The sequence below is a fragment of the Microbacterium meiriae genome (assembly GCF_040685015.1).
GTDB classification, from domain to species: Bacteria; Actinomycetota; Actinomycetes; order Actinomycetales; family Microbacteriaceae; genus Microbacterium; species Microbacterium meiriae.
Map to the genome: position 1 here is coordinate 589967 of NZ_JBFBHD010000002.1, position 13731 is coordinate 603697.

The window sequence follows — 13731 nt, forward strand, 5'->3', positions numbered from 1 at the left end:
GGTCACGCCTCGCCCTCGAACGACGCGAGGTATGCCGCGTACTCGTCGCGCTGCCGTTCCAGGCCCGTGTGCGGCTCGGCATAGACGCCGTCGAACACCGCCAGCGGCGGACGGGTGCCCATGCCGAGGCAGGTCGCGCGCATCTCCTTGGCGACCGCGTCCGCAGCCGCCTGCGTCTCGGCGAGATGCTCCTCGGTGAGGTCCCCGGTCGCACGGAGGTACGCCTCCAGTCGCGTGATGGGGTCGCGGCGGCGCCAGGACTCCAGCTCGGCCTCGTCCCGGTACCGGGTGGGGTCGTCCGCGGTGGTATGCGGGCCCATCCGATATGTCACGGCCTCGATGTAGGCCGGGCCCTTCCCGGAGCGCGCGTGGTCCAACGCCCAGCGCATCGCCGCCAGGCAGGCGAGGACGTCGTTCCCGTCCACACGGAGGCTCGGGATCCCGAACCCGGGCGCGCGCCCGGCGATCGGATACTGCGACTGCACGGCGACCGGCTCGGAGATGGCCCAGTGGTTGTTCTGACAGACGAAGACGACCGGCGCCTGATACGACGCGGCGAAGATCATCGCCTCGTTCACATCCCCCTGGCTGGTCGCCCCATCACCGAAGTAGGTCACGGCGACCTCCGATGCCTTCTCATGCTGGATGCCGAGCGCGTACCCGACCGCGTGCAGGGTCTGGGCGCCGATGATGATCTGCAACGGAGCGACGCGGAGGGCGGCGGGATCGTAGGCCGCCCCCTCTTCACCGCGCCACATCCGCACGTAGTCCCCCGGCTGCGCGCCGCGCGCGTAGATCACGCCGGTCTCCCGGTAGCTCGGGAAGACGTAGTCCTGCGGATCGAGCGCCCTGGCCGTACCGATCTGCGTGGCTTCCTGGCCCTGGCACGGCGCCCAGAGTCCCAGCTGCCCCTGACGCTGCAGGGCCACGCCCTCGGCATCGATGCGGCGGAGGATGACCATGTCGCGGTGCAGTGCCCGCAGCTGCGCGGCGTCGACATCGGTGACGAACGGGTCGAGGCGGTCGTTGGCGACACGGGTTCCGTCCGGAGCGAGGATGCGCTCCGACAGCTCCAGATCCTGGGCGGTGTCCGCAATGGGGGTGGTCTGCGGCGACATCATCGTCCTCCTCGTCCCTGGCGGCCCTCGTGGGGCGACGCGCAATGGTGCCGGCGTCATCACCGGCATGGTCTGAGGGTACGTCCGGTGAACACCTCGCTCAAGCAACTCAGTCTGGATTGAGCATGTTGCTCATTTTTCTCCGGTCGCGTGCTGCTAGGGTTTGGCACTATGCCTGGACTGGACCGGATCGACCTGGAGCTTCTCGCCGCGCTCGCCGACGACCCGCGCGTGACCATCGTCGCTCTCGCCGAGCGCATGAGCCTGTCGCGGAACACCATCCAGGCGCGGATGGCGCGGTTGGAGCAGAGCGGCGTGTTCCTCTCCTACGAGCGCGCCTTCTCCCCCGATGTCCTGGGGTTCCCGCTGCAGGCGTTCGTCAGCATCGGCGTCCGCCAGACCGAGCTTCCCCGGATCATCAACGAGCTCGCGCGCATCCCGGAGGTCGTCCAGGCGCACGGCCTGAGCGGCTCCATCGACCTGTTGGCGCGCGTGGCATGCCGCGACGCGCGTCACCTGTTCGACACGGACGCCCGGATCCTCTCGATCGAGGGCGTGGAGCGCACGGAGACCTCGCTCGCGATGGGCGAGGTGATCCCGTTCCGGGTGGCCGGACTCATCGGCCTCGCGCGACGGGAATCCTGAGGAACCGACGGACCGCTCCGGCTGCCTCGGCCGGGGTCTCGTAGTGGATCAGGTGACCCACGTGCGCGATCTCGACGAGGGACGCGTCCGGGAAGAGAGTGACCAGCGCGCGCTCCGCCTCGATCGGGGTGATGTCGTCCTTCTGGGCGGCGATCAGGAGCGTGGGAACGTCGATCGACGGCGCGAACTCCCTGACGTCGTGGGAGACGCTCGCGACGAACGCGTCGTGCAGGACCTCCCGGTCGGAGAACCGCGAGAAGTAGGTGTCGTGCTGGTCGTGGATGAAGCGACGCAGCTCCGGATCCCGCGTCTTCGCCATGGTCACGCTCATGACACGGACGATCACCCGGTTGCGCAGGAGCGCGGTGCCGATCCGCGGCGGAAGCTTGGCACCGAGAGCGTAGTACAGCACCGCCAGTCGGGTCATGATGCCCTTCGGTCCCTCCAGCGCGGGCGCGCCGATGGGGTTCACGAGGATCAGCCGCGGGGTCTTCAGCCCTCCGGCGACGGCGGCGGCGGTCACGATGGAACCGAACGAATGGCCGAGGATCACGGCACCGGGTGCCGTGGCCGCCGTGAACTCGGTGAGCCATCCCGCGTACTCCGCCAGATCGTGGCGGCGACCGGGCAACGGCGCGGACTCCCCGAATCCCGGGAGGTCGGGAGCCAGCACCCGGAGTTCGGGCAGGAACGCCAGGACAGACTCGAGACCGTGGTGCTCGCCCCGGAAGCCGTGGACCGCGATGACGGTCGTCTCGGCGTCGTCCGGACCGTACGCCCAGTACGCCGTCGATCCGCCGCGGACCTCCACCTCATGGCGCTGCACCGGAATCCGGCTCAATCGCTCCGCATACGGGGAAGGCACACTCATGATCCGAGTCTACGAGGCCCCGACCGCGCGGCCCGCCCGCGGGCCCGCGGAGCATCCCCACCGTGCTGTCAGTGGCATGGGCTACTGTCCAAGAAGCCCCGGCCGCCCGGAAGAGGGCGCAGCAAGGAGTGTCGGTGCAGTTCACATCCACGGACATCGAGCAGGTGGAGACCACCTGGCAGCAATTCGTGCCCTCGGCGACCCTGCAGGACGTGGACCCGCGCCGGTTCCGCTTCGATTGGCGCTCGGTGGAGGCACCCTCGATGTCGCTGGTCCGTTACCAGCTCGCCGCCCAGGTGCACTCCCGCGCCGAGCCCGAGGATCAGCTGTTGGTGTGCCGCGTGGATGCCGCCGATGCCCGGATCTGGTCGGGGCGGCAGGGACTGGACGCCGCCCAGCCGTGGCTGACGGACGGCGTCCGCGTGGAAGCGAAATGGAATCAGGTGGCCCGGGTCCGGGCCCTCGTGTTCGATCGGACCGCAGCGCGCGACTCGATCAGGCAGATCACCGGCGACGACCGCCTCGAGCTCCGGGCCACCGGGCTCGCTCCGCATACGCGGGAGGACGGAGCGCGGTGGGAGCAGATGTTCTCCTATATCGACGGCTCGTTCGGACCGGACGGCGCCGCCCCTCTCATCGCCGCAGAACTCGAACGCCACGCCCTCCTGCTGACGATGTCGGCGTTCCCCACCACGTTCAGCGAGTCGCTGCACCGTCCCGCGCAGCGCTCTGCGGCACCGGCCTCGGTGCGTCGTGCCCTCGCGTACATCGAGGACAACGCACATCTGCCGATCACGGTCGACGACGTCGCCGCGGCCGCGTACATGTCCACGCGTGGCCTGCAGTATGCGTTCCGCCGCGCACTCGACATCACACCGAACGAGGCCCTGAGGCGTGCTCGGCTCGATGGCGCGCATCGGGATCTGCGACAGGGCAAGGGAGCCTCCGTGTCGGCCGTCGCCCGCCGATGGGGTTTCAGCAATGTCTCCCGGTTTGCCATCGCCTATCGCGAGGCGTACGGGAATCCGCCCGTCCTGGCGGCCCTGTGACGCCGGACTGACACCGCGCGCATACTCTGTTCGCGCCCGACGGCGAGTCCCGGCGATGCGCACGATGTCGTGCGCAAATTGGGTAGAGTCCAAGTATCCCCGGGAGCGGTCTGCCGTCTTCCCCCTGCACGTTCCGAAGGAGCGCCATGAACACCCCCGCCTCCCGCGCGAAGGTCGGCTGACGATGGGCAGCCTGTACTACGGCGACACCCAGACGCCGATCCAGATCGAAGACCGCGCACTCGCGCACCTCAAGGTCGTCATCGCCACCAAGCTGCGGCGCAACGAGAGCTTCACCCTCTCCTGGCGCCACCCCGAGGGCGACGCCCCCGGCCGCTCCACGCTGTGGCTGCACCCGTCCATCCCGCTCCGGTTCGTCTTCGACGAGGCCGAGACGCCCGAGCTGAGCCGTCGCTGGATCGAGGAACTCGCGCACTCCGCGAACTCGAGCGGAGGCATCACCCTCGTCGAGGAACATCTCGAAGGCGCAGACGTCGTCTGACGAGAAGGGCCGCGGGTTTCCCCGCGGCCCTTCTCGTTTCCGAATGAGTCAGCTCAGAGGCCCTCGTCCGAACTGGAGCTGACCGAACGCCGGGTCGTGGGCTCCCCCGTCGCCGGGTCGACGTACGTGCGCGACACGGTCTCCGTGCGACGTCGGCGGGCGAGCAGCACGATGCCGATGAGGAAGATGATCACGCCGGCACCCATGAGGATGTAGCCGACCATGTCCAGGTTGACCCACGGCACGTCGACGTTGATCGCGAACACGAGGATCGCTCCGATGACGAAGAGCGCGATTCCGCTGCCGATGCTCATTGTCTCTCCCGTTCCGCGGCGCGGTGCCGCTCTCGGGGAGCATGGCAGCACCTCGTGGCGTCGAGGAGGGGCTTGACACGGCCACGCTCAGGTCTCCGGGACTCTCAGGCCGCGCCGGACTCCGGGCGCCGAGCCCAGAGGTCAGGGCCGAAGACCTCGTAGTCGATACGGTCCGGCTCGATCCCGCGGGCCGTCAGTGCGCCCCGAACGGCTTGCATGAACGACAGCGGCCCGCAGAGGAAGACGCGTGCCGTCGGCGGAAGGTCGATGCCGGCGAGATCCATCCGGCCGGACCGCACCGACGGCCCCTCCTCCACGCCCGCGGTGTACCAGGTCAGGGCGCGGACGTCGCTCAGATGCTGCGCACGACCGCGCACGGCAGAGACGAGGGCGTGCGTGTCCGGCTCCCGGTCCACATGGAACAGGTGCACCGGCCGGTCGGGACGCCGCTGTGCGAGGTCGTCCACCATCGCCGCGACGGGAGTGATGCCGATTCCCGCCGAGATCAGGACCAGCGCGTCATCGGAGTCGTCGAGGAGCAGGTCGCCGGCGGGCTGGGAGACATCGAGTACCGTACCGACCTGCGCGTTCTCGTGCAGCCAGGTCGACACCTGACCGTCCGGTGCGCCGTCCACACCACGCACACGCTTCACGGTGACGCGCAGCGCTGCCCCGGGTGCAGACGAGGAGATCGTGTACTGCCGGGGCTGGCGCGTGCCGTCCGGGAGGTCGACGGCGACGGCCACGTACTGCCCGGTCCGATGGGGCGCCCGCTGACCGTCCACCGGCTCCAGGACGAGGGAGATGACGTCACGGGCCTCCTCCACCCGCTCGATGACGCGGTGCGGCCGCCACGGGTGGTCCGGGTCTGTGCCCGCCTCCGCGTAGAGCCGCGCCTCCTCCGCGATGAGCGAGCAGCCGAAGAGCCAGTACACCTCATCCCACGCGGCGTGCACCGCCGGTGTGACCGCCTCGCCGAGGACCTCATCGACGGCGGCCAGGAGATAGCGGCCCACGATCGTGTACTGACGGGCCGACACCCCCAGCGAGACGTGGCGGTGGGCGATACGTCGCATCACCGGGGAGAAGTCCGGCGCGTCGGGATCGATGAGGTGGACGGCGAACGCCACGACGGACGCCGCCAGTGCCTTGGGCTGATCGCCCTGCGCCTGATGCGCGCGGTTGAAGACGTTCAACAGCTCCGGATGCGCCTCGAACATGCGCCGATAGAACAGGGTGGTGATCTCGTCGGCGTGTGAGGCGACGACGCCGGCGGTGGCGCGGACGATGGCTTCGGAATCCGTGGAGAGCTGCATGGCTGCCTTTCGGTCGGTGTCCGTTCAGCCTCTCGACGACGAGCGCGCCACGTCGCCGCGGATACCGTGGAAAACAGGACTCCGCCCCGCTTTCACCTCACGTAGCCGTAGGACTCGACCCGCGGGAACGCGAGTCCATCGCCTTCGCCCGTCCACACGCCGGTGAAGCGCAGCACGACATCGTCTCCGGCGTCGAGCGGCCCGTTCCACGTGACGGCGTTCTCCGCCGCGGAAGGGCGGCCGGAGGTCGCTTCCAGCGTCGACGCTGCCCAGGTCGAGTCGTCGAGGAGGCCGTCCAGGCGGAACGTGAGCGCGCTCTTCGTGGAGTCCACCTCGCCGTTGTTGAGGAACTGCATGGTGTACGTCACGGTGTCCCCCACCTGGGGATCGGTCGGGCTCATGTTGAACGTGTACTGGAAGTAGAGACAGGCAGGCCCGACGCGCTGCGCGAGCACGCCCGTGCTCAGCGGCTTCGACACGGCCGGGTCCGCAGGTGTCGCCTCCGCGTGAGCGGCGGGAGCGAGCGTCGCTCCACCGAGCGAAAGAGCGGCCGCGACGCCGAGGGCGGCAGAGGCACGGGCAATGAGCGTCTTGGTCATGAGAGATGCCTTTCTCCGACGCGCTGCGGCGTCGGCGTGGTCGTCGAGGGAAACTCCTCGACGACCACTAGACGCCGAATGGCACGATCGATCACGCGACGACGAAGAAGTCGTCGCGCGATCGATCTGCCTGGCCTCTCCTAGTCCTCAATCACCGACGCGACCCGCCACCCGATGGCGGACGCCGAGCGCTGTCAGTCCCGCAAGCAGCAGCAGCGCTCCCAGGGCGAACGGGCCGGCGGGTCCCTCGGATCCGGTCAAGGCGAGCTCACCACCCGGAGGGGGCGGCGGAGTGACGGCGGTCCCATTGGTGAGGACCACCCCGAGCGTCGCGTCTTCGGAGATCGTGAGCGTCGCGCCGTCGTCGCCGACGTCGACTCCTGCGCCGGTGAAGTGCGGGCTCTTCCACGTGACGCCCTCCACGGCGATCGGCGCCTTCTCGCGGAGCGTGACGACCGTTCCCGCCGGCAGATCCGCGAGTCCCTCGCTCTCGCCGGCACGGAGCGCGAGTTCACCGGTGACGGAATGCCCCGCGAGCTCGTACGAGTACTCCACGGTGAAGGTCTGGTGCGCAGGAACGAGGGAGGCCCCCGCCCCCGTGACCTTCTTGGTCACCGTGAAGCCCCCGACCGGCGGCGGCGTGACCGTCGTCGGGTTGGTGAGCGTCACCGCGACTGTCGTGCCCCGTGCGATGGTGACGGTCGCGCCGCCATCGGTGATCGCCACATCGGTGCCGGAGAAGACCGGCGCCTGCCAGGTCACGCCGTCGACGTCCGCAGGCGTGACCTCAGACAGGGTGACGACCGTGCCTGCCGGCAGATCCTTCAGGCCATCGGTCTGCCCGGACCGCAAGGCGAGCTCGCCCTCCACCGCCTGTCCTGCACGCTGATACGAGTAGGCCACCCGGAACTCGCGGTCGTCGGGCACCAGAGCCGCGCCGGAACCACTGACCTCCTTGGTCACGGTGAACCCGCCGACCGGGAGCACCCCTTCGCCATCTCCCCCGCCCTGGGAGTAGATGACCGGTGTGCTCTCGGTGACCCACCGGGAGCCGGTCACGGTGTTGTGGAACGCATCACCGGGACGGACGTCAGTGGGCAGTGCCGTCTTGTAGCGGAGCACGTAAATCGCGTCGGCGACGATCGGCGCGTCCACCGTCACCGTGAACGACTCGGAGCTGACCTCCGTGACGGTGAAATCGCTGCCCGACTGCAGCGCCGTCGACACGGTGTACTTGCCTCCCGCCCAGTCCTTCGCGAGCACGTACGCCACGGTGACGGACGCGGGATCGAGCACGAGGCCGGCTGTGAACCTGTCGGTGAGCGTCGGGGCCTCCCCGGCCAGCGCGGAGGACGGGATGTTCACGCCCCACGCGATGTTCCGACCATCGAGCGTCACGTCGCCCCACTTGGTCGGGGTCGACGGCGCCGGGAACTCCGGGACCGGTCCGATCCCGCCGGGGACGTCGACCGGGACGACGGTTCCGCCGCCCGTCGTGAACGGGATCTCCGTCAGCGTGGTCTCCTCGTCTGCCCTGGCACGGAAGTGCAGGGTGCCGCTGACGTCGGTGTGGCTGTCGACGTAGTCCGTGAGCGTGCACACGAGCTCACCGGTCGACACCTCGCACGTTCCGACGGTCTGGCCATCCGGCGCCGTCAGGGCGAAGGAATCCCGCACCCCGGTCAGGCTCGGGCTCGTCGGAAAGGCGAGGCGGAACGTGTCTCCCGCGGTCGCCGTGTCCGGCACTGCCCAGGTCGCTTCGAACGCGATCCGGTCCCAGACCTTGATCTGGTCGGTGGGTTCGGTGATGGTCAACGAGGTGATCCCCGCGACCTCCGCAGCGCGGGCCGTGGCCGGCGTCGCGATGACGGCCGCCAGGGCCGCCAGACAGATCGCGAGCAGAGCACCCACGAACGTCGTCAGGCGCGTTCCCCGCGCGCCCGATCTGATTGCATGCTGAATGACTGGCACTTTCGACTCCCCAGATGATCGATGAACTCGCGCATTTGGCTTCTTCCGCGCGAGTGATGTCCCCAGAAAGGGATGCAGAACGGCACGTTCTGTTACGCGGTTCGGCCGAACGGGTTTCTCGCGGCACACGCAATATGCCGTGATCCTGCGGAAAACGGCGTCATGAAACGGTCACCTCGTCATCTCTCCTGTGACGGATCGCTTCCCCTTCCGACGCGTCCGTCCGTCTGTAGAGGCATTCGCCGTCTACCTGGTGCCGGGGGCATCGTTGTCTCTCCCCGCTCCCGGCACCTCCTTTCGCAGCGCATCGATGCTCCACCGGTAGCGCTTCAGCCCCGCGAGCAGGATCGCGGCGGCCGTGAAGACGAAGACCGGGTATCGGAATGGCGCAAGCGGCCCGAGGAAGACGAGCATCGTCACGCCGAACGTCACCGTGAGCAGCGCGGCGACTCCCGCCGCGAGCCGGGTCCACAGCCCGACGGCCAGCAGCAGAGCGAGGATGGTCTCCAGAGCCGTCGCCAGCACGGCCGCCGTGTCCACCACCAGGTCGACGGGGACAGGGACGAGCTGCGCCGTGTACGCACGGAAGATCGTCCACGATCCCCACGACACGCCATCAGCCCCCGGGCCGCCGAGGAGCCCGAAGCGGTCGGCGACGGCGAGGGCGAAACTCGCCGCGATCGCGAGACGCAACGCGATCTGCCCCACGTCCTCGATCCGACGACGGGTCTCCGCGTTCGGCACATTCGTGGTCGTCATGGCTCCTGCTCCGATCCGGAGGCTGACGGGCGTCGAGACCTCCAGAGGAGAGACGGGAGAACGCGGCGACGATTACGACGGACGAGACGGGTAGTAGGGCGGGTCGGACTTGAACCGACGATCGTTGGGTTATGAGCCCACTGCCTTAACCAGCTTGGCCACCGCCCCGTACCGCCCAGCCTAGCGGGGCAGGGCCTTACGCTTCCGTTGCGCGGACGTGCGTCGCCGCGTGCTCCAGGTAGATCGCCGCGTTCGCCACCAGAGAGGCACGCTCGTCGTCCGACAGCGCCCTGCGCACCTTCGCGGGAACACCGGCGACCAGGGAACCCGGCGGCACCTCGGTCCCGCCGAGCACCACGGCTCCGCCGGCGATCAGGCAGCCCTCTCCGATCACGGCACCGCTGAGGACGACGGCCCCCATGCCGATGAGAGAGCCGTCACCGATCGTGCAGCCGTGCACCACCGCGTTATGGCCTATGGACACCTGGGAGCCGACGACGACGGGATGCCCGGCGTCGACGTGGATCGACACGTTGTCCTGGACGTTGCTGCCCGGACCGATGATGATGGGCGCCGAGTCACCGCGGAGCACGGCGTTGTACCAGACGCTCGCACCGGGTCCGAGGGAGACCGCGCCCACGATGCGGGCGCCGTCCGCGACGAAGGCCGTGTCGTCGAGCTCGGGGATGCGATCCGGGAGGGCGAGGATGGAAGCTCCGGCAGCGATGCTCATGAGGCGAGACTACCCTCACTCCCCCGGAATCACGCGGAAGTGAGTGGAGCCTCAGCTTCCTTGCGGAATGTCTGAGGCTGAGTAGCGTTGTACTCGTCAGTCAGAGAACTTCATTCGGAGGAGCACAAGATGAGCAAGGCCCAGACCGTTTCCACCACCGCCATCGACCCGACTGTCGCCGCCGGTGCGGCGCAGTTCCTCTCCCCCGTCGTCCTCGGTCTCCAGGCGCTGACCGTCAACGGCAAGCAGGCGCACTGGCACGTCCGCGGTGCCAACTTCGTCGGCGTGCACGAGCTGCTCGACACGATCGTCGCCCACGCCGGTGACTTCGCCGACACCGCCGCCGAGCGCATCGTCGCTCTGGGCCTCCCGATCGACGCGCGTGTGAACGCCGTCGCCGAGAAGGCCGGCGCCACCGGCGTTCCGGCCGGCTTCGCGCAGTCGGACGAGCTGATCCGCGCCGTGATCGCCGACATCGACGCGATCCTCGTCGATGTGAAGGCAGCTGTGGAAGGCCTCGACGAGGTCGACCTCACGAGCCAGGATGTGGCGATCGAGATCCAGCGCGGCCTCGAGAAGGACCGCTGGTTCCTCGTGTCGCACATCGCGGCCTGACACCACGTTCACGACGAAGGGCGGCTCCGATACGGGGCCGCCCTTCGTCGTGTGCGCGCCGCCTCAGGCGACGTGCGTGAGGCGGCCGCCGAGCAGCGTCGTGGTGACGGGCATCGTCCGGAGCCCCGCCGCGTCAGCGATGCGAGGATCCCTCCCGAGGATCACGATGTCGGCGCTCTGACCGGGACGGAGAGATGTGCGGACACTCGCTTCGAGCGCCTGCTCCAGCGTCAGCCGCTCCTCCGGATGCCAGGCAGCACGGTCGTCGTCGGTCCGCCAGACGGCCGCGGAGATCGCGTGCCAGGGGTCCAGGGGGGCGACCGGCGCATCGGACCCGAAGCGCACCTCCGCGCCTGCCGCCCGCAGCGAAGCGAGCGGATAGCCGATGGCCGTCTGACCGGCCCAGTGGTGCTCGACCAGGTCGCGGTCGTCCACCGCATGCTGGGGTTGGACGCTCGCACGCACCCCGAGCCGGGCGAATCGAGCCAGATCCGCGTGCCGCACCAGTTGCGCATGCTCCATCGATCCCGTGGCCCCGGAGGCGCCGAAGGCGTCGAGGGCCGCCGTCACGGCGCGATCGCCGATCGCGTGCACGGCGACCTCGATCCCGGCTCCCGCCGCCGTGGTCAGCAGCGCCGTGAGTTCGTCCGGAGGTACAGTCAGCACCCCGTAGTTCGCGGGGTCGCCGGGGTAGGAATGTGAGCAGGCCGCGGTACGGGTGCCGAGCGAGCCGTCGCTGATGACCTTCAACGACCCGACCCGCACGAGGGATCCGACCAGCCCGGTCGGATCCGACACCGCGAGGCGCTCCCCCGTCCGGAGGCCCGCGGTGATCGCCCGATCGAGATCCGCCCGATAGAACGCGAACTCGACACGGTGCGCGGCGAAGCCCGCGAGGATCCGTCGCGGCCAGGCATCGGCGTTCCACGCCATGTCGAAGTCGACCATACCGGTCACGCCACGCGCTGAGGCCGCCGCCCCCGCACGGATGACCGCCTCATCGCTGTGGGCAGGGTCGACGGCATTCAGGCGTCGGGAGATCTCGAACGCGTCCTCCTCGCGGAGCAGACCGTCGTCCCCGCGGAAGCCCTCGCGCGCCAAGGCCGCCGAGTTCAGCCAGACGCTGTGCACGTCCGCGTTGATCAGGTAGGTCGGCACGACGCCGGTTTCGGCATCGAGCGCGGACACGGATGGCCGGTCAGGCCACAGCGCGTCCCGGAACCCCGTGCCGATCCGTCTTCCATCGGGGAGGACCGGAGCGTCGCGCATCAGTCTCGCGGCCGCTGCGGCCGAGTCCGCCTCGTCCAAGGGCACGCGCTCCGCCGCCAGAGCCCACTGCACGGTGTGCACGTGGTTGTCCCACAGCCCGGGGACCGCCCAGGCACCGTCCGCTTCGATGACCTCTCCACGGGCGGGCAGCGCTCCGGTCGGTGCGATGTCGACGATGTGCCCGTCGGCGAGGTGGAGGTCGACCGGCTCATCGTCCAGCAGGAACTCCCGCCCCGGACCCACGGGGCGGACGGCACGGACCGTTCCGACCTCGACTCCGAGGGCGCTCACGCGCCGCCACCCGTCCGTGCGTCCTGTGCACGACGCATCTCCGCGGCGAGGGCGGCGTTCTCGTACGGCCCTTCGGCGTGCAGCGCCGCGATCACCGCCTCGATGGTCTCCGCGGGCTTGTTCTGGCTCAGCTTCCGCTTGGCGACGACCTTCGTCGGGGTGAGGCGGAAGCCGACCGTTCCGGATTCGAGTCTCTCGATGAAGGCCGCGTCGTTCGGACGCTCCCACATCAGGCGCGGGTCGGGCAGGCGCGACTCGAACCGCGCGACGAGGGCATCGAGCACACGGAGATTCTCCGCGGTGCTGAGGATCTCGGGAACGCCCGACAGGTGCACCGCGGTGTAGTTCCAGGTGGGGACGGCGGGGACGTCGCCGTACCAGCCCGGCGAGACGTACCCGTGCGGCCCTTGGAAGGCAAGCAGGATCTCCCGGTCCCCCAGACCGTGGATGGCGTCGTCCGGGCGGCCCACGTGCCCCACGACCGTCAGATCATCGCGGTCGTCGTCGAGGAGGACGGCATAGTGCGAGGCGACCAGACCATCCTCAGGCGCACTCACCACCGTCGCCCACGGGTTGGCGTCGATGACGCGGCGGATCTCGGCCACATCGGCGAGCGTGAAGCTCGGATTCTGTCGCATGGATCCCAGCTTAGAGCGGCGGAAGCCCCGGGGATCCCGCCCTCAGGCCTGACAGCGCGGGCACCAGTACAGCTTGCGGGCGCCGATCTCCTCCAGGGCGATCTCGGTCCCGCACACCCGGCACGGCAGGCCGGCGCGGTGGTAGACCCAGTGGCGGTCGTCGCGGCTGGCCATCGCGGCGCGGTACTGCTCAGGAGACAGTCCGTCCATGGTCATCATCTGACCGGTCTCCACACCGATGGCCAGCAGCCGCACCCAGTCGTGCCAGAGCGCCCTGACGACGTCCTCCGGGACGTCGCGGCCCGGCGTGTGCGGGTTCAGCCGCTGCCGGTAGAGCATCTCGGCGCGGTACACGTTGCCGATGCCGCTGACGACCGCCTGGTCCATCAGCAGCAGCGCGATCGGGGTGGGCTTCTTCCGCACGGCGCGGACGAACCGCTCCTCGTTCTCCGCCGGATCGCCGACGAGCGGATCGGGGCCGAGCTTGGCCACGGTCGCCAGCATCTCCTCCGGCGTCTGCAGCACGCACGCGGTGGGACCGCGCAGGTCGGCCACGGTGATGTCGGTCATGAGACGGAGACGCACCTGACACACCACGGGCGGAGGCCATTCGTCGACCTCGTCGGTCAGCCCCTTGGTCTGCTCGGACATCCGCACGTGGACCCTGGCGCGCCGCGGAGCCCCGATCGAGGCGAGGGAGTTCTCCCCCGCGTCGTCGAGGATCGCCTCGTCGAGTGTGGTGCCGCGCTGATTGGTCTGCCCCATCCGTCCGTTGGCCGACGCGATGGTGGGATCGACGAGGATCTCCCCCGCGAAGTCCCACGCGCCGTAGAGGCCGAGGTGCACACGCAGCCAGAGGTCGCCCTCCGCCTCGAGGAACATCTGCTTGCCGACGGCCTGCACGCTCACGGCCTGGCGCCCGTCGAGCACGGCGGCGCCCTCGGCGAAACGTCCCTGCGGGCTGGAGGCGCTCATCGTCTTGCCGACGAAGTTGCGATCGAACTGCCGCGCGATGCGGTGGACGGAATGTCCCTCGGGCAT

At 69.4% G+C, this 13731-nt stretch carries 15 protein-coding genes, 1 tRNA gene and 1 pseudogene; 4 read left to right on the forward strand and 13 right to left on the reverse strand.

What is annotated here, in order from left to right:
* Positions 1 to 2 precede the first annotated feature (2 nt).
* Positions 3 to 1118, reverse strand: a complete 1116-nt coding sequence (pdhA, locus tag AB0N68_RS11360; RefSeq protein WP_280566342.1) for a pyruvate dehydrogenase (acetyl-transferring) E1 component subunit alpha — start codon at positions 1116 to 1118, stop codon at positions 3 to 5.
* 171 nt (positions 1119 to 1289) lie between these two features.
* Here pdhA and AB0N68_RS11365 point away from each other — a divergent pair, with 171 nt between their 5' ends.
* A complete protein-coding gene (locus AB0N68_RS11365; protein WP_025103414.1) occupies positions 1290 to 1763 on the forward strand; it encodes an Lrp/AsnC family transcriptional regulator in 474 nt (157 codons plus the stop codon).
* On the opposite strand, the gene AB0N68_RS11370 is transcribed toward AB0N68_RS11365, so the two are convergent.
* The gene (locus AB0N68_RS11370; RefSeq protein ID WP_280566270.1) at positions 1735 to 2634 is read right to left on the reverse strand and encodes an alpha/beta fold hydrolase; all 900 of its coding nucleotides are present in this window, start codon (positions 2632 to 2634) and stop codon (positions 1735 to 1737) included. The genes AB0N68_RS11365 and AB0N68_RS11370 overlap by 29 nt on opposite strands.
* A 134-nt stretch (positions 2635 to 2768) precedes the next feature.
* Between AB0N68_RS11370 and AB0N68_RS11375 the strand changes: the two genes are divergently transcribed.
* Positions 2769 to 3683 carry a helix-turn-helix transcriptional regulator gene (locus AB0N68_RS11375; protein ID WP_280566272.1) on the forward strand — a complete coding sequence of 305 codons (915 nt, stop codon included), beginning with the start codon at positions 2769 to 2771 and terminating at the stop codon, positions 3681 to 3683.
* A gap of 184 nt (positions 3684 to 3867) precedes the next feature.
* Positions 3868 to 4185 (forward strand): DUF7882 family protein, encoded by a 318-nt coding sequence (locus AB0N68_RS11380; protein ID WP_060921991.1) that lies wholly within the window; start codon positions 3868 to 3870, stop codon positions 4183 to 4185.
* 53 nt (positions 4186 to 4238) lie between these two features.
* On the opposite strand, the gene AB0N68_RS11385 is transcribed toward AB0N68_RS11380, so the two are convergent.
* From AB0N68_RS11385 to AB0N68_RS11420, 8 genes and pseudogenes are all read right to left on the reverse strand, one after another.
* The gene (locus tag AB0N68_RS11385) at positions 4239 to 4499 is read right to left on the reverse strand and encodes a DUF6458 family protein (RefSeq protein ID WP_187664041.1); all 261 of its coding nucleotides are present in this window, start codon (positions 4497 to 4499) and stop codon (positions 4239 to 4241) included.
* Positions 4500 to 4603: 104 nt separating this feature from the next.
* Positions 4604 to 5455: a ferredoxin reductase domain-containing protein gene (locus tag AB0N68_RS11390; RefSeq protein WP_311198677.1), complete on the reverse strand. Its 852-nt coding sequence runs from the start codon at positions 5453 to 5455 to the stop codon at positions 4604 to 4606.
* Positions 5441 to 5818, reverse strand: a pseudogene (locus AB0N68_RS11395) (globin domain-containing protein); the annotation flags it as partial. The pseudogene AB0N68_RS11395 and the gene AB0N68_RS11390, both read right to left, overlap by 15 nt.
* A gap of 89 nt (positions 5819 to 5907) precedes the next feature.
* Positions 5908 to 6414 (reverse strand): hypothetical protein, encoded by a 507-nt coding sequence (locus AB0N68_RS11400; RefSeq protein ID WP_280566276.1) that lies wholly within the window; start codon positions 6412 to 6414, stop codon positions 5908 to 5910.
* A gap of 147 nt (positions 6415 to 6561) precedes the next feature.
* Entirely contained in the window at positions 6562 to 8325 is a 1764-nt protein-coding gene (locus AB0N68_RS11405; RefSeq protein ID WP_280566278.1) for a DUF5979 domain-containing protein, read from the reverse strand.
* A gap of 306 nt (positions 8326 to 8631) precedes the next feature.
* On the reverse strand, positions 8632 to 9144 hold the full coding sequence (locus AB0N68_RS11410; protein WP_280566280.1) for a DoxX family protein: 513 nt from the start codon (positions 9142 to 9144) through the stop codon (positions 8632 to 8634).
* Between the two features lie 94 nt (positions 9145 to 9238).
* Positions 9239 to 9312 (reverse strand) — tRNA-Ile (locus AB0N68_RS11415).
* A gap of 28 nt (positions 9313 to 9340) precedes the next feature.
* The gene (locus AB0N68_RS11420) at positions 9341 to 9877 is read right to left on the reverse strand and encodes a gamma carbonic anhydrase family protein (RefSeq protein WP_187664036.1); all 537 of its coding nucleotides are present in this window, start codon (positions 9875 to 9877) and stop codon (positions 9341 to 9343) included.
* A gap of 129 nt (positions 9878 to 10006) precedes the next feature.
* On the opposite strand from AB0N68_RS11420, the gene AB0N68_RS11425 reads away from it, so the two are divergent.
* On the forward strand, positions 10007 to 10492 hold the full coding sequence (locus tag AB0N68_RS11425; protein ID WP_025103404.1) for a Dps family protein: 486 nt from the start codon (positions 10007 to 10009) through the stop codon (positions 10490 to 10492).
* A gap of 63 nt (positions 10493 to 10555) precedes the next feature.
* On the opposite strand, the gene AB0N68_RS11430 is transcribed toward AB0N68_RS11425, so the two are convergent.
* From AB0N68_RS11430 to AB0N68_RS11440, 3 genes are read right to left on the reverse strand one after another with little or no spacing between them, the layout of a single operon-like run.
* Entirely contained in the window at positions 10556 to 12052 is a 1497-nt protein-coding gene (locus AB0N68_RS11430) for an amidohydrolase (protein ID WP_280566283.1), read from the reverse strand.
* Positions 12049 to 12690 carry an FMN-binding negative transcriptional regulator gene (locus tag AB0N68_RS11435; RefSeq protein ID WP_280566285.1) on the reverse strand — a complete coding sequence of 214 codons (642 nt, stop codon included), beginning with the start codon at positions 12688 to 12690 and terminating at the stop codon, positions 12049 to 12051. Before AB0N68_RS11435 ends, AB0N68_RS11430 begins: the two co-directional genes overlap by 4 nt.
* 42 nt (positions 12691 to 12732) lie before the next feature.
* Positions 12733 to 13731 carry an Fpg/Nei family DNA glycosylase gene (locus AB0N68_RS11440; protein WP_363332721.1) on the reverse strand — a complete coding sequence of 333 codons (999 nt, stop codon included), beginning with the start codon at positions 13729 to 13731 and terminating at the stop codon, positions 12733 to 12735.

What these genes read in the sequence shown, in the direction of transcription:
- AB0N68_RS11370 (WP_280566270.1), bottom strand. Translation starts at nt 2,634, where the DNA reads ATGAGTGTGCCTTCCCCGTATGCGGAGCGATTGAGCCGGATTCCGGTG.
- AB0N68_RS11435 (WP_280566285.1), bottom strand. Translation starts at nt 12,690, where the DNA reads ATGCGACAGAATCCGAGCTTCACGCTCGCCGATGTGGCCGAGATCCGC.
- AB0N68_RS11365 (WP_025103414.1), top strand. Translation starts at nt 1,290, where the DNA reads ATGCCTGGACTGGACCGGATCGACCTGGAGCTTCTCGCCGCGCTCGCC.
- AB0N68_RS11425 (WP_025103404.1), top strand. Translation starts at nt 10,007, where the DNA reads ATGAGCAAGGCCCAGACCGTTTCCACCACCGCCATCGACCCGACTGTC.
- AB0N68_RS11440 (WP_363332721.1), bottom strand. Translation starts at nt 13,731, where the DNA reads ATGCCCGAGGGACATTCCGTCCACCGCATCGCGCGGCAGTTCGATCGC.
- AB0N68_RS11380 (WP_060921991.1), top strand. Translation starts at nt 3,868, where the DNA reads ATGGGCAGCCTGTACTACGGCGACACCCAGACGCCGATCCAGATCGAA.
- AB0N68_RS11410 (WP_280566280.1), bottom strand. Translation starts at nt 9,144, where the DNA reads ATGACGACCACGAATGTGCCGAACGCGGAGACCCGTCGTCGGATCGAG.
- pdhA (WP_280566342.1), bottom strand. Translation starts at nt 1,118, where the DNA reads ATGTCGCCGCAGACCACCCCCATTGCGGACACCGCCCAGGATCTGGAG.
- AB0N68_RS11385 (WP_187664041.1), bottom strand. Translation starts at nt 4,499, where the DNA reads ATGAGCATCGGCAGCGGAATCGCGCTCTTCGTCATCGGAGCGATCCTC.
- AB0N68_RS11400 (WP_280566276.1), bottom strand. Translation starts at nt 6,414, where the DNA reads ATGACCAAGACGCTCATTGCCCGTGCCTCTGCCGCCCTCGGCGTCGCG.
- AB0N68_RS11420 (WP_187664036.1), bottom strand. Translation starts at nt 9,877, where the DNA reads ATGAGCATCGCTGCCGGAGCTTCCATCCTCGCCCTCCCGGATCGCATC.